We start from the raw sequence: 23,356 nt of genomic DNA on the forward strand, positions 1-23,356 counted from the left end.
ATCGATTAATTAGATTATAAGTTCGAATTAATATATTTTTTCGAGTGTTAACTCCGAAATATTATGTACTCTTAGTGTTTTTGACTGAAAAAAACAGTTTGGTGCATTTTGTTTGGTTTAAAAAATATTAATCCGAGATTTTTAAACTATTTTTGCACTGAATATTGGGTGCATGGAGCTGGAGTCCTGCACGGTTATTTTTTTATGGTATTGGGTATTTTATCCTTAAATTCAAGGAATTAATTCACATGATATTGAATAAATTGGTTATGGCCCTGGGGTTAGGCGTAGCTTTGGCTGCGGGTTCTGTAAATGCAGCGAATCCTAGCCAAGGTCACGGAACGGTGACTTTTACCGGGTCTATTACTGATGCACCTTGTTCTATCACCCCGGAAACGGTTGATCAGGTAGTTCCAATGGGTTCTATTTCTAGCGCATCTTTGCAAAACGGCGGCCGTTCTTCTTCCACGCCATTCAAAATTTCTTTAGATAACTGTACGACTGAAACGATAAGTACAGTCACTACGACGTTTGTCGGCGCTAAATCTAGCATCACCGGCGGTGATGGTTTGCTAGGTATCGAAGGCGTTGCTAAAGGTGCGGGTATTGCGATCACTGATGCGGGCGGTAACAAAATCAAACTAGGGACTCCCTCACCGGCTGTAGCTCTGCATGATGGTAATAATGATCTGCATTTTGCCGCCTATCTTCAGGGGGATACTTCACCTGATGCCGTTGTTCCGGGTAATTTCACCGGCATTGCCAACTTCCAGCTGACTTATCAATAAGTCTTTTCATGCATGGAAACGCTGACAGGGAGGCGGGCGTTTCCTAATTAAAAGTTTTGAATAAGTTTAGCTGGAGAGACGTTATGAGTCGATATGCTGCCGTTGTTGTAGTGCCCTGCCTGTTAATGTTTTCCTGTGTTATTGAAGCTGAAACGTCAGCTCCACGAGGAACACAAGGATATGGTCGCGTTAGCATGCAAGGCGCCATCATTGATACGGCCTGTGCGATTGACGCAGGTAGCCGTGACCAGACGATTGAGTTAGCCACGATCCCGGTAAGCCGGATGATACATGATGGACAGGGACTAGTGCGCCCCTTTTCCATCCGTTTGATTAACTGCGTACTGACTTCCGCCGCCTTGGGTAAACCCGATTGGCGCCACTTTCAGGTGACGTTTGACGGCGTACCGGATGGGAATAATTTCCGCTTATCGGGTATGGCTCAAGGAGTGGCGTTACAAATTACCGACATGTACGGCAATCAGGCGTATCCGGGCGCTCCACTACCGGTGGGGGACTTACAGGCAGGGCGGATGACGCTTAATTACGCGATGCGATTGGTGGGTAATCACCAGTTATTGCAAGCGGGGCAGTATCGAACCACTGTTCGGTTCAGGCTGGATTATTACTAATCATCGATCTGGGAATGTTATGGCTTTATTTTTGGGTTCGACCACTGAATATGACAAAGTGGTCTCGGTTCGATGTGTCCTGAAACCTCTTATTATTTCGGTATTGCTTGCTTTAATCGGTACTCATGCTGTGTATGCGGAAGAGGAAATTGAATTTAATACGGACGTGTTGGATGTTCAGGATCGTTCTCGGATTAATTTAAAAGAGTTTTCCCGGGCGGGTTATATCATGCCGGGGGATTATCAGATGGCGATAAGGCTGAATAAAAGCGAATTGCCGGAAATGCCGGTCACTTTTGTGGCGCCGCCGGATGATCCCCAAGGAAGCGTGGCGTGTTTGCCGCCTGAATTGGCGAAGCAGTTGGGATTGCGGGCGGAATGGGAATCAAAGATTACCTGGTGGAACAATAATCAATGTCTGGAGACTAAAACGCTGCCGGGCATGACGGTGCGCGGTGATTTGAGCAGTGACACGTTATACCTGAGTGTGCCTCAAGCTTATCTCGAATATAGCTCGCCCGACTGGGACCCGCCGTCACGTTGGGATGAAGGGATTTTTGGGATGATGTTTGATTATAACGTCAATGCTCAGGTCTCTAAGCCAGCGAAGGGAAATGAAAATCAGAATGTCAGTGCCAATGGTACGACCGGGATAAATTTGGGCGCATGGCGTCTGCGGGCAGACTGGCAATCACAGTATAACCACACCACGGGGCGGGGAGGGAGCACTGAGAAAAACTGGGATTGGAGCCGTTATTACTTATACCGGGCCATACCACGTTGGAATGCCAAATTAACCTTGGGCGAGGATTACCTCAATTCAAATATCTTTGACAGCTTCCGTTTTACCGGGGTAAGTCTGGTGACGGATGACAATATGTTGCCTCCGAACCTGCGAGGCTATGCGCCGGAAGTGACAGGAGTGGCGAAAACCAATGCCAGAGTGACTATTCGTCAGCAGGGACGGGTGTTGTATGAGACCCAAGTTGCGCCAGGACCATTCCGTATTCAGGACATCAATGACGCAGTGAGCGGCAAACTGGATGTGCGGGTAGAGGAGCAGGATGGCGGTTTACAAGAATTTCAGATCGATACCGCGAATATTCCTTATTTAACCCGTCCGGGCCGGGTGCAGTACAAACTGGCGGCGGGGAAGCCAACCAACTGGAAGCATCACAGTGAAGGATCGGGCTTTGGTATCGGCGAATTTTCCTGGGGAATAAACAACGGTTGGTCATTGTACGGCGGGATATTGGGAGCCGGGAATTATAATGCGTTGTCGTTGGGGATTGGTCGTGATCTGATGACCTTCGGAGCGCTCTCTTTTGATGTCACTGAATCCCGCGCCCATTTACCGGCTGAGGATCAAACGTTGACTGGCGGCTCTTATCGTCTCAGTTATTCCAAGCGTTTTGAGGAGTATGACAGCCAGGTGACTTTTGCCGGTTATCGTTTCTCGGAACGTGACTTTATGAGCATGAGCCAGTATCTGGATCGTCGTTACCACGATGGTGATGCAGAGAGCAATAAAGAACTTTACACCATTATGTTGAACAAGCAGTTCACGCATATTGGTGCCAGTATCTACCTGAATTACAGCCACCAGACTTACTGGAATCGTTCGAATAACGATCGCTATAACGTATCAATATCACGCTATTTTGATATTGGCAGTTATAAGAACATTAACCTGAATCTGTCTGCTTACCGTAATAAATATGAAGGTAAAAATGACGACGGGATGTATATGACGTTATCCCTGCCGTGGGGTAATTCAGGAACTATCAGTTATAACGCAATGGCCAACCGGGAAGGTAACTCCCACACGGTAGGTTATTACGATCGAATTAATGAAAACAGTAACTATCGTTTAGCGGTTGGTACCAGTATTGATGGCAAGGCTGCGGCTAACGGTTATTTAACCCATTACGGCGATCGTGCCCAACTGACGACCAGTGCGAGTTATCAGGATGGGCGTTATACCACGGCAGCGCTTTCTATCCAGGGGGGCATGACCGTGACGCCGAAAGGCGCGGCGCTGCATCGCATTAATATGCCGGGGACCACCCGTTTGATGGTGGATACTGATGGTGTCGGCGGCGTACCTGTGAAAGGTTTTGGCGCGATTACCCATACCAATATGTTCGGTAAAGCGGTGATCTCTGATGTGAACAACTATTACCGTAACAGTGCGAGTATTGATTTAAACAAACTGCCGGACAATGTGGAGGCAGTACGGTCGGTACAACAAGCAACACTGACGGAAGGGGCGATTGGTTATCGTAAATTCCAGGTGATATCCGGTGAAAAAGCGATGGCTCTGATCCGCTTGCCGGATGGTAGCGCGCCGCCGTTTGGAGCAGCGGTACTGAATAAGGATCAACGGGAGATCGGTATCGTCAGTGATGGTGGGAATACCTACCTGAGCGGGATAAATCCCGGAGAGAAACTGAATGTGCGTTGGGATGGGGAATTGCAGTGTGTGATTGAGCTGCCACATCAATTACCAAAAGTTGAAGAGATGGCTTCGTTATTACTGCTTTGCCAACTGGCCGACGGTAATAAACAGCCATGATTTTAATTGACTGGCAGCGAGGGAACCTTATTGCTGTCGCCGAAGTGTATCGCGGTGACCTGAAATGATTATTCTAAGAATGAGTAATTGAGTATGAAATTGAACAATACAATCAATGTAATCACGATAGCTATCTTAAGTCTGTCAGTGATCAGTGAGTCAATGGCGGCTATTGCGCTGGATCGTACCCGCGTTGTGTTTAACGGTGAGGACAAATCCACCAGTATGGATATCAGCAACCAGAACAAAGAGTTGCCGTATCTGGCGCAGGGATGGATAGAAGATGAACAGGGCAACAAAATCAATGGTCCGTTAGTGGTGACGCCGCCGGTACAGCGGGTGGAACCGGGCGCTAAGAGCCAGGTGAAAATACAGTCACTGCCAGCCATCGCACAGTTACCACAAGATCGGGAAAGCTTGTTCTATTTTAATTTGCGTGAAATTCCACCGCGCAGTAAGAAGCCGAATACCTTGCAGATTGCGTTACAAACTCGGATCAAGCTGTTCTATCGTCCGAAAGCCATTTTTGCCAGCCGTACCGATTTGGATAATCCGTGGCAAGAGAAGATGACTTTGACGCGTCAGGGAGACCGATATCAGGTGAACAATCCGACACCGTATTACATCACCGTGGTGGATGCATCAAGCCAGCTTAAGGGAGAGACGGTGGCGGGCTTTAAACCATTGATGATAGCGCCTAAAAGTAGTGCGGTGCTGAGTGGCAGTACCGGGGCGTTAGGGAGTGCGCCGGTACTAACGTATGTCAATGATTATGGTGGCCGACCGCAATTGACTTTTAATTGTGCGGGGAACCATTGTCAGGTGACTAAACATTCGTCGTGATGGGTAAAGTCGGGAGGGGCGACAATGAACATCAAGCGGATAAGTTGCGTACTGGCACTGGCGATCTGGCTGATACCGATGACGGAGAGTCAGGCGAGGGAGACACGGGCAGCAGATATAGACGGGTTGCACGGTGAACTGCATGTGTTTGGTGGGCTGACTGAGGCGGCCTGTCAACTGGACATGACCTCTGCATGGCAGGAGGTGAATTTAGGGAGCACGCCAAACAGTGACTTACGCCAGCCAGGTGATAAAGGGACGCCGATACCGTTCACATTGAAGTTTCGTGACTGTCTAAGAACTAAAGGGGCAGTCAATGACAGTCGGACCGGCAATCTGACGTGGAATCAGTTACAGCCGGTGGTAACGGTCAGTTTTGCGGCGCCGGCGGATCGCGATTATCCACATCTGGTGCGGGTGACTGGTGTCAGCGGGGTGGGGTTACAGATAACAGATACCGCGAATAATGATATTCGGTTGGGAGAGCGGGGACGCCCACGTTTTGCGGCAGCCGGGCAGGACAGCTTGGAATATTACGTGACGCCGGTGCGGACGCCGAGAGCGCTAGGGATTGGGCAATATCGCGCGGTGGTGGATTTCAGGGTGAATTATGACTAATTCTCTGTGTTCTCTGCGAATAAAAGGGCAGCATCGCAGGCAGAAAAAATGGAGCGTATTACTGTTTGGCTGTTTGTTGAGTGTAAATGCTCAGGCTGATTTACTGACAAATTTAGCCGCAAGACCTGTCAGTAATTTTGCGGGTAAAACACCGGTCAATATTTACGGCGTGGTTATCGCTCCTCCACCTTGTGTGATTAATAACGGCAATACTATTGATGTGGATTTTGGCGACGTGATGATTACCCGGATTGATGGGGTTAATTATATGCAACCCATAAAATACACCGTGAGATGTGAAAAAATGCCGGCTAATGCGATGAAAATGATGATATCGGGTAATACTGCCAGTTTTGATCGAACGGTGTTACAAACCAATCACTCTGGGCTAGGCATCGCCGTTATTCATAACGGACGAAAATTGCCCATCAATGACTGGATGAAATTTAGCTATCCTAATTTTCCTGAGTTACATGCGGTGCCGGTAAAAGATATGGCTGCGGTATTGAAAGGCGGCGACTTTGGCGCAGGTGCAACCATGATGGTTGAATACCAGTGAACGGGAGACATGCAATGAACCCTCTGATCTATCGTGTTTTCTGGGGTGCGTGCCTGGGGTTAATTAGTGTGATGCCGGGACAGGCGGCAGATAATATGTGGTTTCACGGCACACTGCTTGAAGCGCCCCCTTGCGTGATTAATGACGGCAATATGATTGATGTCTATTTTGGTCGCAATGTTGGCATCCATCAGGTGGACGGGGTGAATTATACCAAGCCCGTGAATTACCAGTTGGTATGTGCGCCTAATCTCTCAGGTTGGAGTTTAGGATTGACGGTGGTCGGCCCGCCAACCTCATTTGATGCTGCCGCGTTGCAAACCAATATTACTGATTTAGGCATTCGTCTGACGTTGGATGGTAAAGCGTTCACCCTTAATGAGCGTATTCCGGTGGCATCACAGAAACAGCCGGTGATACAAGCGGTGCCGGTGAAAAAACCAGGAAGTACGTTGCCGGAAGGGGCATTTGAAGTGACGGCGACATTGCTGGCGGAATACCAGTGAAAGGAAACTTAATGAAATATTTAAAATTATTCGTGTTGCGTGTTGGTTTTATGGTTATTGCTGCCACGGTTTATGGTCATCAAGTGGTACAGGCTGCGGATAATATGCGTTTTCACGGTGTATTGGTTAAAGAACCTTGCACGATTAAACCGGGTGATGAAGATATCCAGCTCGATTTTGCAACAATTTCTGAAAAATATTTGTATCTGCATGGTAGGACTAATAGCGAACCTTTTCTACTCAGGTTATCTGGTTGCGATATGAGTGTGGGTAAATCGATTAAATTGACATTCAGCGGCATAGAAAATACGCAATTGCCGGGCTTATTAGCGTTAAGTGCAGGGAGTCAAGCCTCTGGAATTGCCATCGGTATAGAAACGGCAGAAGGCAAACGGTTGTTGTTGAATAAAGAGGGGGAAGAGTATCCGTTAAAAAAGAGGGAAAACTTGATTGTACTGCAAGCATATGTGCAGGCAGAACCTACTGCGCTAGCTAACCAGACGATTAAGCGAGGCGCATTTCATGCGATTGCGACATTTAATCTGAATTATGACTAACTTGCACGGTTTTATTAGGTAACTAAATGAAAAAGTTATTCTCTGTTTGGCTGGTACTTTTATCGCTGTTTTCATCAAATGCGGTTGCATCGATATTTTCATATATCACTAAATCCGAGGGGATTCCGACAAATGCCTATTATACTTTTGTCATTGAACGTTGGGACCCAGAAAACGATTTTACGCCAAATCCTTGTTATGGTTATTCTGCGTGTTGGATATCGGTTAACCATCGCCATTTTGTTGATGGTTATTCAGGGCAGCCCTATAGGATATTTAATACTCGCGTGGAAAGATTTAAGACCATGAAACAAGTGCAAGCTGAGATATTGAAATATACCAGTTTTCCGATCACCGGAGTTGCAACACATTTTGGTCCTGCTGTTCACCAAGAATGTGTCGGGCTATTTTATGAAACCGATCAAAATGGCTTTCATGGAAGATTGTTGCCTGGATCTTTATGTGGCGTTGCACCACCGCCGATAGGTTTTTGTCAAGTCAGTGAAGGTTCAGTTGAGCTTGATTATGAAAATATTGATGAGGCGGCACTAGACGGTGCAACCAAAACGGGAAAGATCAATGTAACCTGCAATGTAGACATAAAGATTATGGTGACAGCGACGGGGCCTGATCGGGGATTCGTACCGTTAAGAAGTGACGGTAGTTTGAAAGCTAAATTGCTATTAAATGAGAAAAACGGTGAAGACGGTGTTGCTGTGTTTGTACCGGCTGGAGGAAATGTACCCGTTACAGTGAAATCAATTTTACAGAAAAATGGCAGAGTAGAGGCAGGACCTTTCTCAGGATCAGGGGCAATAATTTTGGCGATGCCATAAAAAGGTGTTTTTTTAATTTAAGGGCTGGGATGAAAATGAAACAAGATCATCTATTAGTAGGGAAGCGTATTCAAAAAAGAAGGAAAGAGTTGGGTATGACCGCCGCCAAATTGGCGGAAAAAATAGGTATTAGTCAGCAACAACTCTCACGTTATGAGAGAGGGATAAACCGAATTAATTTATCCCATCTGGTGCAGATCGCTTCAATATTGGAGACGCCGATAAACTGGTTTTTCCTTGATTGTAGTTATCCTGTAACCAATAACAGCATCAATAAATTAACAGACCAATATATCCCTATTGCGGAGGCTACATTGGGTAAATTTGGATGTTAACTGATCTCGACGCCAATCGGGGGATCTATAAACCAGTTGATGACTGAGTTTCGTGACCGACGGAACGGTCACTTTTATGATTTATTCGTTAGCCATGTTATTACCACAATGTTATTGCCACAAATTAAAAAGTCCATTCTTATTTATCTCCCCTTTTGACGAAGTTATTAAAGTTCAGATAGTAATTTAATTAAGGAACAAATACTCACGACACCATAACGTTCAGGAATTAATGTTGAATATGTCGGGGGCTAATAACTCGTTGTCTCAAAAAGAGAACAAACTGCCACTCAATATTTCCCGCTCAAAAATAGATATGTTATCGACGGTTTAACCAAAATTCAGAAGTTAATCAGCAAACAAAATAACTCAAATGACAAGTAAAACGCACCGCGTTAGCTATCTGATTGTTTAACTTGTCGTGATGTTGTTTTAGGCAAAATGTATCGAATAAATAAAAGGAATCGATGAAATGAAAAAACAAATTTTGAAGACCTGTGCGATAGCGGCGCTGTGTTTGGGGGGGATGTCGCAGGCGATGGCGGAGGAAGTGAGTGCCGGTACCCTGACGGTGAACTCTTCAGTGACAGCGGAGACTTGTAAGTTTGCAGCAATAGAGCCTGTTAGTCTTGGCGCTTTGGTATCTGATTTTACAGGGAAGGGAGATGGCGCAATTTTAACTAACACGCAAAAATTCGTCACGATTAAAACGGAAAAATGCCCTCTGTGGAGTTCCGCGAAAAGCGTTAAATTGACGGTTGGCGGCACCGCAGCAGGACCAGGAGGCAATTACTTTCAACTTCTTAACTCCACGGGTAACGCTGCAATTACCGACCATGCGGTTGGCCTGACGATAAATGATAAGCTCATCCCGCCAGGTGCGCCAGTTAACCTAAAAGATGCCTCATACAGTCCCGCAGTAGCCGGTGATAATGCCATCACGCTTAAAATAGGGCTGGCTAAGCTTGGTGTGGCGGCGGTAAAAGCAGCAGAGTCCAAAGGGAACCTGACCGTAAAAGTAGCGTATGACTAATTTAACGCCGACAGGCGTTAGAAATAGATAGCCGTGGAATTGGACAGGGAGGTCCAATTCTTACTTACGCAATACCAAACCAGACATTTTCAGGTGAGTCAGTGAAAAGATTGATGACAGCAATGATAGTGGCCGGTCTGTTAGGCTGGCCGGTTACTTCCGCGCAGGCGGAAGGAGTGGGGATCGGTACTACCCGTATTATCTATCCAGCGGATAGCCATGCGACAACCGCCTCAGTGAGCAATACCAGTAAAGAAGCGGTCTATTTAATACAGGCGACAGTCAGTTCTACTTTTGAGGGAGACAAAACCGCCCCATTTCTGGTGACGCCGCCCCTGTTTCGTATGGAACCAGACAGCCAGAATCAGGTGCGCATCATCAAAACTGGCCCGTCGCTGCCTGTTGACCGGGAATCCCTGTTCTGGTTTACGGCGAAGGCCATTCCGTTAAGCTCTGAATCCGATAATCGCTCCCAGCGGAATGTCTCCGGCGGAATACAGTTTGCTATAGCCAACACGATTAAGCTGATGTATCGCCCGTCGGGATTGTCGGTTTCGCCGGAACAAGGATTTGGTTCATTGCGCTTCAAACCGACAGCCGCAGGAATCACGATAACCAATCCGTCACCCTATTACATCACCTTAACCTCCCTAAAGGTGGGTGGACAGGAGGTGATGACGCAGCAGAAAGCCAACATGGTCTCCCCATTCTCCGATCTCTCTCTACTACGTAAAGGGGGACATTATCCAGCCAAAGTAAGCTGGACGGTGATTAATGATCTCGGCGGAGAATCCACCTATCAAGGGGAGATACCGTAATGCGCAAACCGTGGCCCCTTATCAGACGGGCAACACTGGCTTGCTTGCTCTGTATCGCCTTTCAGCCCGGGGGAGCGAACCCAAACACGGCGGAACTGACATTGGCGCTGACGCTGGAGCAGCCAACCTGTGAGCTTTACATGCAGACATCTCATGTCGAGTTTTCATCCGTACCACTCACCCAGGTGCAGCGCAGTACGGAACATATCGCAGCGGCGGGCAGCAAACCCATTACGTTGGCGTTGTCGGGCTGTGCGGGATCAGCCAGAGCAGGCCGTACTCCGGCCATTAAAATAGCCGGCCCCACGTCAGAAGGCCACCCGACGCTATTTCGGGATAAAGCTTCCACGGTGGCGGGAAATGTGGGATTTGGCCTGCGCTATCAATTGCCGGGAGGCGGATTGGGGAGCTACCTAAAAAATGGCGATTATGTGAATTTGGCGCCATCGGGTAACGCCGCTAAAGAGAGTCAAATTACCTTCCTGATGGATATGCGACATGAATCCGGCACGGTTGTGCCGACTCCCGGTGAACTGACCGCGCACATTCAATTTCAATTTGATTATCACTGAGCGCAGCTCGGGCAACAGGTTTCAGGAGACGTTGTGGAAACAGGTCGAGTACGCCCGGCGCGGTGCCGGTTGGCGCCATTGATGTTCTGGCTAGGGCTAGGGATGACCGGCACAGAATTCTGTCAAGCAGCCGGTATCAGCCTGAATAAAACCCGGGTGATTTTTACCCAAGGCGAGCGGGCGCAAACGCTGACGGTGGTCAATACCACATCGCAGGCGTGGCTGGCGCAGGTAAGGATAACGGAAGATCAGGAGAAAACCACTCCGGCGTTTGTGGTGACGCCGCCGCTGTTCAGGTTGGAAGCCAACAGTCAAAACAGCCTGCGTATTTTGCCAACCTTTAATCAGCCCCCCTTTCCGGCGGATCGGGAATCGCTCGGATATGTGCAGATAAACGCCCTCCCCGCAACTCAGCGGGTGACGGATGAGCCTGTTCGGGATCGGGTGTCGATGAGCATGGGGATGCGGATTAAGTTTTTCTGGCGACCGCGTAGCCTGCCTCTGTTGCCGGAAGAGGCGTATGGACAGCTTCGCTTTCAGTCGCAACCCGATGGCATCGAGGCGTGCAATCCCACCCCGTATTTCTTGTCGCTGGACAGTCTCATGCTGGACGGATGGGCGCTCGATCTGAACCGCTATCCCTCAATGATAGCGCCGCAGGATTGTGTGACCTATGCCGGGCTGGTGGGTAAAAAATCGGTGAGTTGGTCGATGATTAACGATTACGGCGGCGCTTCAAACCTATTTACGGCCAGAGTGGAGCGTTAAATCCGCCATTGTTTTCTATTTTTCTACTTTTTTCTACTTTCTACGGAGTTGGAGAATGAAGAGAGTCAGTGACCGGCATGGGCGGACATACTGGGAGTTAATGTTTTACTCCCTCGGTTTCACCCTGCTGCTAGGGAATATATTCAAGGCGCAGGCGGTTGATAATCAAGGGCTATCGTTCTCCCCGATGCAGTTGTCTTATGTGGCTAAAGATAGCCCGAGAGGCGTGACGCTCAGCATGGCTAATCATACGGGGCAGAACTATCTGGTACAGGGATTTGTCAGCCCGATGGACCCTGATACCGGTCGCTTTGACACTAAAGCCAGGCAAGTTCCCCCTTTTATCGTTCTGCCGCCGTTAAAACGGGTTGAGGCTGGCGAGAAATTTTCGTTCCGTATTCGCCAGCTTGGGGGGCAATTACCGTCGGATCGGGAATCGGCCTTTATAGTCTCGCTGCGAGCTATCCCAGGAGTTGCCGTACCGGATACCGAGGAGGCACCGGCATTAGGACACCGGACAGACAAAGCATCGCAAGTGCAGGTCGCCTTACAGATGAATATTCGACTGTTTTATCGTCCTCAAGGCGTGCCCGCCCGGGATAACGCCACGGTGGCTAAACAGGTGAAATTTTCCCTTCTAGGGACGCAGTTACGGGTGGAAAATCCCACGCCCTATTTTCTGACCTTTTCTGTTCTGAAAGTAGGTACTCAACAGGCAGATGATCACATACGTCAGGCGATGGTGCCCCCAAAAGGCATACAAAGCTATTCGTTTCAAGCTCATTCGTTTCAAACCCGTTCGTTTACCGCTGGGATACCGGGGCCGCTGGTCTGGCGTTTTCCCGGCGACAGTCAGGATCGCCATGTTTCGTTATAACGCGTCCTCATCTACAGGTAATGACCGGCTCCGTCCTGTATATGTATGTTTGCTATGCTCACTGACGGCGACAACCTTGCCCATCTCCGCGCGGGAATACTTTAATCCCGCTTTCCTGATGGGGGCGACGGGGGAGCAGGAGCATATCGATCTCTCGGCGTATGAAAACGCGGGTTATGTCGCACCGGGACGCTATCTGGTGGATATCTACATGAACCATAATAAGGTGGATAACCGCGAGGTTGAATTTATATTGGTCAACGACCATCTGCAACCGGTGTTAACGGTTGCACAGCTCGAAGAGTATGGCGTCAACATTCGCGGATTACCGGCTTTTCAGGGAAAAACGAGCGATAGCCCCATCACAGATCTGACGAAACAGATCCCACACGCCAACGCGATATTGGATTTCGCCCGTTTGCGTCTGGACCTCAGTGTTCCGCAGGCGGCTATGCAGCCCCACCATTCTGGGATGGTCGATCCGTCACTGTGGGATAACGGGATACCGGCCTTTTTGATCAACTACACCATTAACGGTTCGGAGGGGCGTTATGACGGTGAGGAAACCGGCGGCGGATCACGTTCCCGCAACCTGTTTGCCTCTTTTCGTAATGGGTTGAATCTGGGAGCGTGGCGTCTGCGCAGCACGCAAACTTACAGTTACAATCGCCAGCGCAATGGAGGGGCCGCCGGTTTTTCCCCCTCTACACAGATTCGATGGCAGGTGAGTAATACCTATTTGCAACGTCATGTGCAGTCATTGCGCAGTGAGTTCACCGCCGGTGAAACCTATACCGGTGGGGATATTTTTGACAGTATCCCGTTGCGTGGCATGAAATTGGCTTCTGAGGAGGCTATGTTGCCTGAAAGTCAGCGTGGTTTTGCCCCGGAGATAACCGGTGTGGTTAGCTCCAATGCGCAGGTGACTGTATCCCAGAATGGTTATACCGTGTATCAAACCACGGTGGCGCCGGGGCCGTTTCGTTTCACCGACCTGTACACCACCGGGGATTCTGGCGACCTCACGGTTACAATCAAAGAGGAAGATGGCAGTACTCGTGTCTCTACTCTCGCTTCTTCATCGGTCCCGATGATGCAGCGCCCCGGCGGCATTAAATATGAGTTAACGGCCGGTCAATATCACGGCGGCAACCTCACCGATGGCAGCCGCTCCCCGGTATTTGCTCTGGGCACCTTGGTTTATGGTTTGCCGCACAATATCACCTTGTACGGCGGGGGATTGGTGGCAGGCAACTACCAGTCGGGTGTATTAGGCTCGGGCGTGTCGCTGGGGGCATTAGGCGCACTGTCTGCGGATGTGACGTTTGCTCGTGCCCAGTTACAAGGGGCTAAGGGTCAGGAAAATAACCGGCAACAGGGCCAGGCTTATCGAGTGAAATATGCCAAGAACGTGATCAGTACCGGCACCAGTATTGATCTGGCAGCCTATCGCTATTCCACTCAGCATTATTACAGTTTCAGTGATGTTAATAGCATGGGGTACAACCTGAATGAGTATCAGGTCCCGTGGGCGCTTGACCGACGCCAAAGCACCTGGCAGGTGAACCTGCATCAAACGCTGGGACGTTGGGGCGGTCTCTACGTCTCCGGGACGCGTAACGATTATTGGAATGGCCGTACCGACAACAATCTGAATTTGGGTTATAACGCGATGCTGATGGGGATCAGTTATAACCTGAGTTATAACATTTATCGTATGGAAGGGGCCGGCAATTGGTCGGAGAATCGTCAGGTGTCATTCAATATGCAGGTTCCGCTCAGTCTCTTTGGTTCGTCGTCTGCGCTACGGGGCGTTTACACCCGTTATACAGCCTCGCGCGACTCTCAGGGCAACCTCACTCAGCAGACCGGGATCAGTGGCATGTTATGGAATAACCGCTTGAATTATAACCTCCAGCAAGGTTGGGGGAACAGCGGCCAGCAAAGCAGTCGGGCCTTGTCTCTGAGTTATCAGGGCAGTCAGGGAAACGTTAATCTTGGCTACAATGACAGCGCAAATAGCTATCACTTCACCTATGGTGCTGCCGGCGCCCTCCTAATCCATCCTTACGGCATGACGCTATCACGTTCACTGGGTGATGAAGCGGTGTTGGTCCGCGCGCCCGGTGCGAAAGGAGTGACGGTCGGTGACGGCAACGTGCAGACTGACTGGCGTGGCTACGCCGTACTGCCGGGCGGATCGGTCTACCAAAAAAACACCATTAATCTGGACTCGTCTACCCTGCCGGAAGGGATCGATATTGACCAGACCAGCAAGAACGTTTATCCGACCAGAGGAGCAGTGACGTTGGCAAATTATCAGGTTCGTTCAGGCAGCCAGTTACTGTTGACGTTGATACATCATGGCAAACCCGTGCCTTTTGGCGCTATTGCGACGCTGGAAGAGAACGCCGCTCAGGTCGGCAGCGGCATTGTGGGCGATAACGGCCGGGTTTATCTCAGTGGTATGCCTCCTGCCGGTCATGTGAAAATTAAATGGGGAAACGGGGCAAATCAACAATGCACCATCCGTTATCAGGCGCCGTCCGATACACCCGGGCAACTGGTGCAGGCTGATGCCGTTTGTCTGTAAGCATTACCTTCATGTGGGTAGCCTGACCGGTGTGCCCGATGAGCAATTTGGAGAGAGAAGGATGTTAAAAACTGAACATTTGTGGGGCGGTAGTGTAGTAAATTCCGTCTCAACCCTCATCGGCTTGTGGGTATTATTGCTCTTTTTATTGACCACTTTGCCACTCCAGGCGGCAGAGAGTTATCAGAACTGCGAGATTGAACTGGTGCAAATGGTTCGTAATGTCACTGGTTATGCAATGGCGCCAAATAACAAAGATAAGCGTGATTACTCACGGGATGAGATAGTCGGTTATACCACCAGCGGCCCTCTTGATTGGTCGACAACTTGTCGCATCACCGCCGGGACTCAGTTTATGGCCTACACAGTGGGATCGGGAACGCGTCCATTGATCTCTTCGTCGTCACCGAGTAGTGTCCGGGTAGGAAGGATCGGCGACTTTATGGTTGATATCGGGCAATCTTTACTCTCTTGCCAAACGCATGGTTTACCCGGTACCTATCAATCGGCCAGTTTGGTTAAGGGGAATACCAGCGTTAACATTCCATGCGTTCCAGATGCCAACGGTCTGGTTGATGTCACTATCCGTACCGTGACAGGGGCGATTTACCCGGACAGTGACGGTAATTTCAATGTGAAGGCCGGAGGCACTCTCCTGTCAGTTGGCGCGATCGGCTGGACTCCTGCGCCCATATCGGGTTCTAACGGCATGCTGAAATCCCTATGGAGCACGGTTATTCTCTCACCAGTTAAAAAGCCATCCACCTGTGCGGTTGTCCTGACCCCTTCATCGGTGGATTGGGGCACGGTGAAAAGAGCCGGTAAACAGGCGGGAGACCCACTGGCGTCGGCCAGACAGATAGGGATAAACAGCACCTGTTCCGGCGATGACGCTGTATTCCAAAATTCACGCCTACTTTACCGAATCGATGGGCCATTCGTGCCGGGTAAACCGAATGCATTAGCTTCCTCAATAGCGGAAGTCGCCTTTGTGTTTTTCGATGCCGCCAACAAACCCTTATCTCTCGGTACCGGGCACAGAGGCGAAGGAGAGAACGCAAGATACGTTAAACGGGGAGACGATAGCTATACCGCATCAACACAACTGTCTGTGGTACCGATTTTGTTGAGGACTGATGGCGCCGGAGGGCGAGCCAGCGCCGTAGCGGTTATTTCCGTGTGGTCGGATGTTAACTTCATCGAACCCTCTGCTTAGGGCCGGAAATTTGCCGAAAGGTTTGGTGACGATGTTGTTTTTTATTTCACAGAAGCACCGATTTCAAGCACTGGTGCTTCTGTGTTTATTAGAACGTTAATTAGGTACAGTATTTGCTATACCGTATTAACCCCGCATTTCGGTTATCTCTATTTCTTTATCGAAACGTAAATGCTCATCGGCCGCCATTGGAATCAACCAACGTAAGTTATAGATCACATTATCGGGTAATGAATTTGTTTCATAGATATTGACGATCTCTTTTTCGATAGAATTGACAGAATAGACACGATCATCATACATATAGAGAAAATTTACCTGATAAACGTCAGGGCGAGTTAATACCGTAAATAATCGCCACTCTTCAGGCCGTGTTTCAATGCCGGCTTCTTCAGCAAATTCCCTTGCCATTGCCTGTTGAGGGCTTTCACCAGCTTCTATTTTTCCACCAACCCCGTTGAGCTTCCCTTTTTGCCAACTGGGTTGTAATTTTGAAATCAGGGAGACATGTTTTTTATCTTTAGAAAACATAAACCCTGTTACATAGTTAATCATTATTTTCTCCACACTTTTATTTCATGACTAATGTCTGATTTCTGTCTGGCCCATAGGAAATATATTTGATTGGGATACCAGCATACTCTTGAATAAAAGTTAAGAAGTCAATCAGTTCAATAGGCAGTTCTGTTAAATGTGTATATGATGAGTTAAGTTCGCTCCAGGATTTAAATGTTTTATAGATAGGTTTAGCTCTATCGAGCTGCAATAATGCGTCATCGCAGCAGACGAGTTTATCATCAATTTCATAGGCAATAGCGACTTTTATTTCATGTAAACCAGCAAGAACATCAACATTCGTTATGGCGAGTTCTGTTACGCCATTGAGTTTCACCGCATGTTTAATCAAGGATAAATCCAGCCAGCCACAGCGCCTTGGTCTTTTTGAAACGGTGCCATACTCGTTTCCACGTTCTCGAATATAATCAGCCTGTTCTGTCAATAATTCGGTGGGGAATGGCCCGTTGCCGACACGGATCATATAGGATTTCATCACACCGACAATATGCATTTTCTGTGCCGGTATGCCTATCATGGCAAAGCAGGTTTGCACTAGTGTCTGATATGCTACGGTATAAGGATAAGTACCAAAACTATTATCTAAGAAAGTGGCTTGTGATGTTTCAAGTAAAACATCTTCTCCCGAATTAAGTAAATCACCGATAACTTCATTAGTAAACGTGAAATAGGGTGCTATTCTTTTTCCATATTGATAAGTTGCCTCTAACATCTCTTCAAAATCTAATGTAGCTTGTGCATTAAAAACATGGTTGATCTGTTTTTCTCTGATATTCCAAAGGAATTCTAATTTACTTCTTAATTTTTCTTTATCAAGCGTATCAATAAGCCGAATGCCATGACGGTTGGTTTTGTCTTCAACACAGGCCCCGACACCGACACCAACTGAGCCTATTTTCTGTTTACCTTTATATTTTTCTGACGCTCGATTTAATTCAGAGTGTAATGGTAAGACAATATGGCAGCGCGGATCGATAAATATATTAGAATCAATGTTTTCTTTTTGTATAAAATCGATCTCTTTAATCAGAACCGGAAGACTGATTAAAGCACCTTGGCAGATATATAAATTCTTTTTGTTGAGTGAGGCTGGTAATTGAGAAAAGGAGCCTCTTAGATTACCATGTTGCACACAATGACCTGCGTTAGCGCCGCCATTGAATCGAGCAATGTTATTGATGTTGCTAGATAAATAGTCAACAAATTTTCCTTTGCCCTCATCTCCAAATTGGAGTCCAACTACAGCAATTAACATAAATCTATTCCTTAATTATTTATTGGTTTACTCTAAATAATAGTTAAATCGTCCATTTTTGTTTATCTTTTTTAAGATAAATAATCTGTTCTTTTGAAACCAGTATTCCAAATATTTATTCATACTCCTTTATAAATTATCACTTTTTTTATCCGATTATTTTGAATAATCTCTCATTGCTGTTTATGAACTAAGGAGTCAGCTATTAATAACGCTTCACTTAATGTATCAACAATAGGAACACCGGCAGCTTCAAGGCTGACACGGCTGTGGGTTCCTCCGGTATAAAGAATGGCATGAGTTCCTGCGGCTAATGCGGCAATGGCGTCATCGGTAGCGTCCCCAATAACCACACTTTGCTCAGGAGAAACATTGAGTTTTTTGAGATGATTAGCTAATTGCTCTGATTTGCCGGTGGTCAATAATGGCGTATTTCTGCCATCTATTTGGGTAAAGAATTTACCAATACCATGATTGTCAAGCATAGGGACCAATTCATGATGCTCCATCAGTGAACATAATGACTGAGTTGCGCCTGTTTCATAACGGGAAGCGAGGAGCTGACTCACACCGTCTGTTAAACTGGCTTTCTGAATACCTGGGCGATAGTGAAAATTAAATATTTTTCCGATCACAGACCATTCAGAGGATGAAGGTTCTCTACCAATCACTTGTTTATAGAAAGTTTGTACTGGAACACAATAATGTTCCCGATATTGTTCCAGCGTCAGTGGTTCAATACCAATTTCTGCCAGTGCAAAATTGGTTGCACTCAATGAAACATTGACATCATTAAGTAATGTGCCATTCCAATCCCAAATAATATGTGCTGTTGTCATAATCAGTTAACTCCCCCTTTTCCAAACTCATTTTTGTGCGCTGAACATTCAGGACATTGATATGCCAGAGCTTTAAATGCATCGATTGGCTGTTCATAGTTCAGCGGTGTTTGTGCTTTTAGATTTAATAAAAAACGCAATAATTTGGCTGCCCATGTTGAGTCTGTCAGGGTGTCATTAAGAACAGACAATAAACTGTATGAATAAGCAACCCAATCCGCCGTGGTTGTATGAGCATATTTATCATCCGTGAAAGGCTGATGAACTAAGCGATTCAGGACCTGATGATGTCTGAAACACCAAGGCGTCAATACATCTAAAGTTTCAGGGTTGAATACGCGATCAGAATGCCCATAAACGCGGGTACGTAATAATTTTTCCCAATGCAGTTCGACGGCGCGAGCCTTCGGACGTCGCCCGGTTTGCGCCATGACCAGATCGATTGCCTGACATAAGGTGTCGCCTGTTCCGCAATTATCATCAATAATTGTCACCGTTTGCCCAGGTGGAATATTGCGCCCCCAGAGATGAGTGCTCTTGCAAGCTGTATCATCGTAACGTGAGACTTTCACTAAATTGAGTTCGCTATCCCATGCCGCGGCGGTGACTGCCGCTGCTGCCGATCCTCCTAACATGATGCCAACAACAGAGGAGTTGAGGCATTTGTCAATTTGTGCCGCGGCCAGAGTTAACAGATGATTATCCCCTTCAATAAACGGTCTTGGCACTTTGTGCTCCGTAGATGAAGGCAATGTCAGGTCATGGATCGGAGAGGGGGAAAAAGTAAATGCTGTACCCATCAGCGTTGAGCTGACGACTTTTGCACACTCTTTGATCCCATCGATGAATGGCACAATATCTTCGTTAACCGTTTGCGGAGAACTTAATAGGCTATCAACAATTCTGAGCAATTTTGCCAGGCTATGATCGGCCAATATATATTTTGATGGGGCGGTACACAGCTTATCGCTACACTCAAGTTGGGAGATGTATTCTGTGTAATATTTCGCCGTCATCAGTAGCTCGTGACAAGGTTTTTGTTCGTAATAGGCAGCACCGCGGGAACCGACGAATGCGGGCTTCTCTGTGAGTAAGCCGGGTAGCGCCATCACTTCTTTCGTTAAATAGCGTGTTTCAGGCACGCTACGCAATTCGCCCAGTAAACCAATAGAACGAAGATCCAAAGCAGGAGATAAATATTCAGGCATATTTAGCGTCTCGATGATTGCGTTGCAGCAAGGGCATCTTCGAGAGGAACCTTACCAATATGTAGAGCTTGACCAAGAATTGCACCTTCGACACCGATAGTGGACAAATCTGCTAAAGCGCGAAGATCGTCTAGGCTTGATACTCCACCGCCGGCAATAACGGGTGATGACGTTTTCGCACAAACTTCCTGTAATAGCGTGAAGTTTGGCGAACTCATCATGCCTCCCCGCTCAACATCGGTGACGACGTAGCGTTGACAACCCTGTTTATCAAGGCGCTCAAGAACATTCCAGAGATTGCCCTTGCTGACATTCCATCCATGCGTTGCCAGTTGATAACCTTCTGATGTGCTTTTTACATCCAGAGCGATGGCAATCTTATCGCCATATTCGGCAATGGCTCGGGCACACCAATCGGGATTTTCTAATGCTGCGGTTCCCAAATTAACTCGTTGGCATCCAGTTGCTAATACTTTGCGCAAGATGGTTTCGTCTCTGATTCCGCCGCAGACCTGTACGTTAATGTCGACCGCAGCTAGAACATCAGCAATAAGATGGCTGTTTGAGCCACGTCCTGATGCAGCATCAAGATCAACAACATGTATCCATTTTGCTCCGGCATTTTGCCAGGCGAGCGCTACTTCGGCCGGAGTGCCTAAAGGTCGCCGTAATGTTGGGCTTTCACCACGGGTTAATCGAATGGCGGAATTTGATGTCATTGCTATTCCGTCAACAATATCTACAGAGGGAAATATCTCGAATGTTTCCTTACTTATCATTGAATGCATCCTAATTAATTATTTAAAAATTAATAACCATTGTGACTAATGCAATTACAGCTTGTAATATAATGAACAAATATGTCTTTTATTTCTTCAAGAATAAACAGATATAAATAATAAACCTATTAATTTAATGAACTCAATAACCGTTCACTGATTCATAATAGTGGAAAGAAAAAATTTCTCAATACGGTTATTAGCTAAATATAGCAATTTGGATAACTTTGTTCAGTTAGTAAATCTTATATTTACTTAAGAAGAGTTAATTTGGTAATAGATAAACAGCGATTCAGCTTAAATAAATAAGATTCCAAAATAGCGCTACATCTTATACTACTCATAATTCTATGTATAACAATGGGTTGAAGAAACTCATGTGTAGCAGGATTATGAAACGTTATTTATATAAAAAGTGAATTCTGCTAATGTCGTCAGGAATAGTTTAATTTTATTTATCTAATATTTTAATTGTCTAAAATAATATAGATCTATTTTTTTGATTAATTTATTCAATATATGCTGATTTATCTTAAATAACTGCATTTAAAAATTTTTTATTTTGGTTGTTATTTATGGTTATGGTGAAGATATAATTTCAGCTAATTGATAATAGTAACGACAATCAATATATAATTACATGCAATTTATTCTGAATAATTATTTGTTTATATTATATAAGTATATTTCATCGAGGATTTCTATAAATATTTTTTATTGTCAATAATGATAATTATTATAGCAATATAGTTTCATTGTGAGTTATATGGCTACATATTATCAATTCTATTGATTGTAATATCCGAAATAGAGAACTTCGCTGATTGGCAATGTAATACTCTTTAGATAAGGAGATTTGTTAGTGATTTTTATATATCATTCTAGGTATGGAATTATATTTCCACATTAATTGGAGAGATAATTAAGATTAAATAATTAAGACATCGTATTGCCGAATAAACGCAACCTGTTGTCAGGCTGCGTTCCGATTGAACACTAAGGATTCGTCTTATCTTGTTTCGCTTTCTGACGGATTTCTCTATACCAGCGAGGATGATGTTTCTTCGCCCAGCCTCGGGTTACCCAACCTTCGACCATTGCCCGAATAGAGCCTTTTACCCAAAATGCGGCATAGACATGTATCATAATCAGCAGGATCAGGCCAATTCCAGCCAGAGAGTGCGCCAGAAGCGCAAGTCGGATCAGGGGGATAGAGAAGAAATCGGCAAAATAGGGGCGCCAGATAATCACACCACTGATAGCCAATAAAATCAGGCAACCACTGATAGACCAGTAAATTCCTTTTTGACCCAAATTGTATTGGCCGATATCGCCAGCCTCCTCATTTCTGATGATTTTATGGATGTTTTTCAGCCAAACAAGATCTTCTTTGTCGATAAAGTTATGTTTGAAATATCTGAAAAACATAAAGATAAATAAGAAAAACATGGCTGAACCAAGAAATGGGTGCAGTATCCGTGCTAACTGTGGTGTACCGAATATATTCATCAGCCAGTTAAAAGAGGGAAAAAAGAGTCCTAATCCGCTGATGCCGGTAAATAGAAAGCAGAGGACGACTGACCAGTGATTTATTCGTTCAATCGGTGAGTAGCGGAGAATCGTATCTTTCTTCTTCATGACAGTTTCTCCTCGTTTGTGGATTGTTCAGCCATTTCATCATCTTGTCTGGCATGTTCTTCGTCTTGTTCGTTGGTTCGATTTGGACCAATGCCGACATAATGGAAAATACTGGCGGCGAATGTTGCAGCGAAACCCACGGCGGCTAGCGGCTTCCAGATGCCTTTCCAGAAAGTCACGGTTGAGCTGATGGTTGGATTATCAGGCAGACCATGATAAAGCTGAGGTTTGTCCGCATGATGCAAAACATACATCACATGCGTCCCCCCAACCCCTTGCGGATCGTATAAACCCGCGTTCTGATAACCGCGACCTTTGAGTTCCGTTACCCGTTCGGAGGCCAGATTTTTCATATCCTCTTTGGCGCCGAAATGAATGGCGCCGGTCGGACAAGTTTTTACACAGGCGGGTTCCTGTCCGACGCCAACGCGGTCAACACATAGAGTACATTTATATGCCCGATTGTCTTCTTTATTGATCCTTGGCACATTGAACGGACAACCTGCGATACAGTAACCACAGCCGATACAGTGCTCTGACTGGAAGTCCACAATGCCATTGGCATACTGAATAATCGCACCTGTTGAGGGACACGCTTTCAGACAGCCCGGGTCAGCACAGTGCATACAACCATCTTTACGGATAAGCCACTCCAGTTTGCCGTGCTCTTCTACTTCGGAGAAGCGCATCACGGTCCATGATTTAGCCGTCAGATCGGTGGGGTTGTCATAAACACCAACATTAAAGCCCACTTCGTCGCGAATATCGTTCCATTCTGAACAGGCCACCTGACAGGCTTTACAGCCAATACAGGTGGTAACATCGATCAGTTTTGCCACTTCTTCTTGATGATCACGGGCACGTGGTGCCGGGGTAAAGGAATGCGTGGCGGATTGACGAATAATATCTTGAGATTGCATTGCCATAATTCGCTC

At 46.6% G+C, this 23,356-nt stretch carries 24 protein-coding genes; 17 read left to right on the top strand and 7 right to left on the bottom strand.

Annotation, left to right across the window (positions count from 1 at the left end; translation table 11 throughout):
• The first annotated feature begins 248 nt into the window (after positions 1–248).
• The 17 genes from B0X70_RS04240 (at position 249) to B0X70_RS04320 (ending at position 16,126) form a co-directional block, all read left to right on the top strand.
• Positions 249–788 carry a fimbrial protein gene (locus B0X70_RS04240; RefSeq protein WP_036782747.1) on the top strand — a complete coding sequence of 180 codons (540 nt, stop codon included), beginning with the start codon at positions 249–251 and terminating at the stop codon, positions 786–788.
• 83 nt (positions 789–871) lie between these two features.
• Positions 872–1,420: a fimbrial protein gene (locus B0X70_RS04245; RefSeq protein WP_217470954.1), complete on the top strand. Its 549-nt coding sequence runs from the start codon at positions 872–874 to the stop codon at positions 1,418–1,420.
• A 19-nt stretch (positions 1,421–1,439) separates the two neighbouring features.
• Entirely contained in the window at positions 1,440–3,995 is a 2,556-nt protein-coding gene (locus B0X70_RS04250) for an outer membrane usher protein (protein WP_217470955.1), read from the top strand.
• A gap of 93 nt (positions 3,996–4,088) precedes the next feature.
• Positions 4,089–4,838 carry a fimbria/pilus periplasmic chaperone gene (locus B0X70_RS04255; RefSeq protein ID WP_217470956.1) on the top strand — a complete coding sequence of 250 codons (750 nt, stop codon included), beginning with the start codon at positions 4,089–4,091 and terminating at the stop codon, positions 4,836–4,838.
• Between the two features lie 24 nt (positions 4,839–4,862).
• Positions 4,863–5,456: a fimbrial protein gene (locus tag B0X70_RS04260; protein ID WP_217470957.1), complete on the top strand. Its 594-nt coding sequence runs from the start codon at positions 4,863–4,865 to the stop codon at positions 5,454–5,456.
• Positions 5,449–6,015, top strand: coding sequence for a fimbrial protein (locus tag B0X70_RS04265; RefSeq protein WP_046396174.1), 567 nt, complete (start codon positions 5,449–5,451; stop codon positions 6,013–6,015). The genes B0X70_RS04260 and B0X70_RS04265 overlap by 8 nt, the downstream gene beginning before the upstream one ends.
• A gap of 14 nt (positions 6,016–6,029) precedes the next feature.
• Positions 6,030–6,521, top strand: a complete 492-nt coding sequence (locus B0X70_RS04270) for a fimbrial protein (RefSeq protein ID WP_036808364.1) — start codon at positions 6,030–6,032, stop codon at positions 6,519–6,521.
• Positions 6,522–6,532: 11 nt separating this feature from the next.
• Entirely contained in the window at positions 6,533–7,078 is a 546-nt protein-coding gene (locus B0X70_RS04275) for a fimbrial protein (RefSeq protein ID WP_217470958.1), read from the top strand.
• 26 nt (positions 7,079–7,104) lie between these two features.
• Positions 7,105–7,914, top strand: coding sequence for an MrpH family fimbial adhesin (locus tag B0X70_RS04280; protein ID WP_217470959.1), 810 nt, complete (start codon positions 7,105–7,107; stop codon positions 7,912–7,914).
• Between the two features lie 29 nt (positions 7,915–7,943).
• Positions 7,944–8,249: a type II toxin-antitoxin system RelB family anti-toxin gene (locus B0X70_RS04285; protein WP_036808357.1), complete on the top strand. Its 306-nt coding sequence runs from the start codon at positions 7,944–7,946 to the stop codon at positions 8,247–8,249.
• Positions 8,250–8,721: 472 nt separating this feature from the next.
• Positions 8,722–9,282 (top strand): fimbrial protein, encoded by a 561-nt coding sequence (locus tag B0X70_RS04290; protein WP_052105762.1) that lies wholly within the window; start codon positions 8,722–8,724, stop codon positions 9,280–9,282.
• Positions 9,283–9,383: 101 nt separating this feature from the next.
• Complete coding sequence (locus tag B0X70_RS04295; protein WP_105396034.1) at positions 9,384–10,100, top strand: fimbrial biogenesis chaperone; 717 nt, start codon at positions 9,384–9,386, stop codon at positions 10,098–10,100.
• A complete protein-coding gene (locus B0X70_RS04300) occupies positions 10,100–10,672 on the top strand; it encodes a fimbrial protein (protein ID WP_217470960.1) in 573 nt (190 codons plus the stop codon). The genes B0X70_RS04295 and B0X70_RS04300 overlap by 1 nt, the downstream gene beginning before the upstream one ends.
• A 33-nt stretch (positions 10,673–10,705) precedes the next feature.
• Positions 10,706–11,440, top strand: coding sequence for a fimbrial biogenesis chaperone (locus tag B0X70_RS04305; protein ID WP_217470961.1), 735 nt, complete (start codon positions 10,706–10,708; stop codon positions 11,438–11,440).
• A 55-nt stretch (positions 11,441–11,495) separates the two neighbouring features.
• Positions 11,496–12,317, top strand: coding sequence for a fimbrial biogenesis chaperone (locus B0X70_RS04310; protein WP_105396037.1), 822 nt, complete (start codon positions 11,496–11,498; stop codon positions 12,315–12,317).
• Positions 12,304–14,910, top strand: coding sequence for a fimbria/pilus outer membrane usher protein (locus B0X70_RS04315; protein WP_246593425.1), 2,607 nt, complete (start codon positions 12,304–12,306; stop codon positions 14,908–14,910). Before B0X70_RS04310 ends, B0X70_RS04315 begins: the two co-directional genes overlap by 14 nt.
• On the top strand, positions 14,894–16,126 hold the full coding sequence (locus B0X70_RS04320) for a hypothetical protein (protein WP_246593426.1): 1,233 nt from the start codon (positions 14,894–14,896) through the stop codon (positions 16,124–16,126). The genes B0X70_RS04315 and B0X70_RS04320 overlap by 17 nt, the downstream gene beginning before the upstream one ends.
• A 126-nt stretch (positions 16,127–16,252) precedes the next feature.
• Here the strand turns inward: B0X70_RS04320 and B0X70_RS04325 are convergent, their stop codons facing one another.
• The 7 genes from B0X70_RS04325 to fdxH all read right to left on the bottom strand — a co-directional run bounded on the left by B0X70_RS04325 (position 16,253) and on the right by fdxH (position 23,347).
• Positions 16,253–16,681 (bottom strand): NUDIX domain-containing protein, encoded by a 429-nt coding sequence (locus tag B0X70_RS04325; RefSeq protein WP_036808346.1) that lies wholly within the window; start codon positions 16,679–16,681, stop codon positions 16,253–16,255.
• Between the two features lie 16 nt (positions 16,682–16,697).
• A complete protein-coding gene (locus tag B0X70_RS04330; protein WP_046396181.1) occupies positions 16,698–17,957 on the bottom strand; it encodes an adenylosuccinate synthase in 1,260 nt (419 codons plus the stop codon).
• 173 nt (positions 17,958–18,130) lie between these two features.
• Positions 18,131–18,796, bottom strand: a complete 666-nt coding sequence (locus B0X70_RS04335) for an HAD family hydrolase (RefSeq protein ID WP_046396182.1) — start codon at positions 18,794–18,796, stop codon at positions 18,131–18,133.
• A gap of 2 nt (positions 18,797–18,798) precedes the next feature.
• Positions 18,799–20,004: a phosphoribosyltransferase gene (locus B0X70_RS04340; RefSeq protein ID WP_046396183.1), complete on the bottom strand. Its 1,206-nt coding sequence runs from the start codon at positions 20,002–20,004 to the stop codon at positions 18,799–18,801.
• Between the two features lie 2 nt (positions 20,005–20,006).
• Complete coding sequence (locus B0X70_RS04345) at positions 20,007–20,783, bottom strand: HisA/HisF-related TIM barrel protein (protein ID WP_217470962.1); 777 nt, start codon at positions 20,781–20,783, stop codon at positions 20,007–20,009.
• Between the two features lie 996 nt (positions 20,784–21,779).
• Complete coding sequence (fdoI, locus tag B0X70_RS04350) at positions 21,780–22,421, bottom strand: formate dehydrogenase cytochrome b556 subunit (protein ID WP_217470963.1); 642 nt, start codon at positions 22,419–22,421, stop codon at positions 21,780–21,782.
• Positions 22,418–23,347 (bottom strand): formate dehydrogenase subunit beta, encoded by a 930-nt coding sequence (gene fdxH / locus B0X70_RS04355; protein ID WP_046396186.1) that lies wholly within the window; start codon positions 23,345–23,347, stop codon positions 22,418–22,420. Before fdxH ends, fdoI begins: the two co-directional genes overlap by 4 nt.
• Positions 23,348–23,356: the final 9 nt, after the last annotated feature.

Origin of the sequence: Photorhabdus akhurstii (assembly GCF_019090985.1) — a bacterium.
Taxonomy (GTDB): domain Bacteria; phylum Pseudomonadota; class Gammaproteobacteria; order Enterobacterales; family Enterobacteriaceae; genus Photorhabdus; species Photorhabdus akhurstii.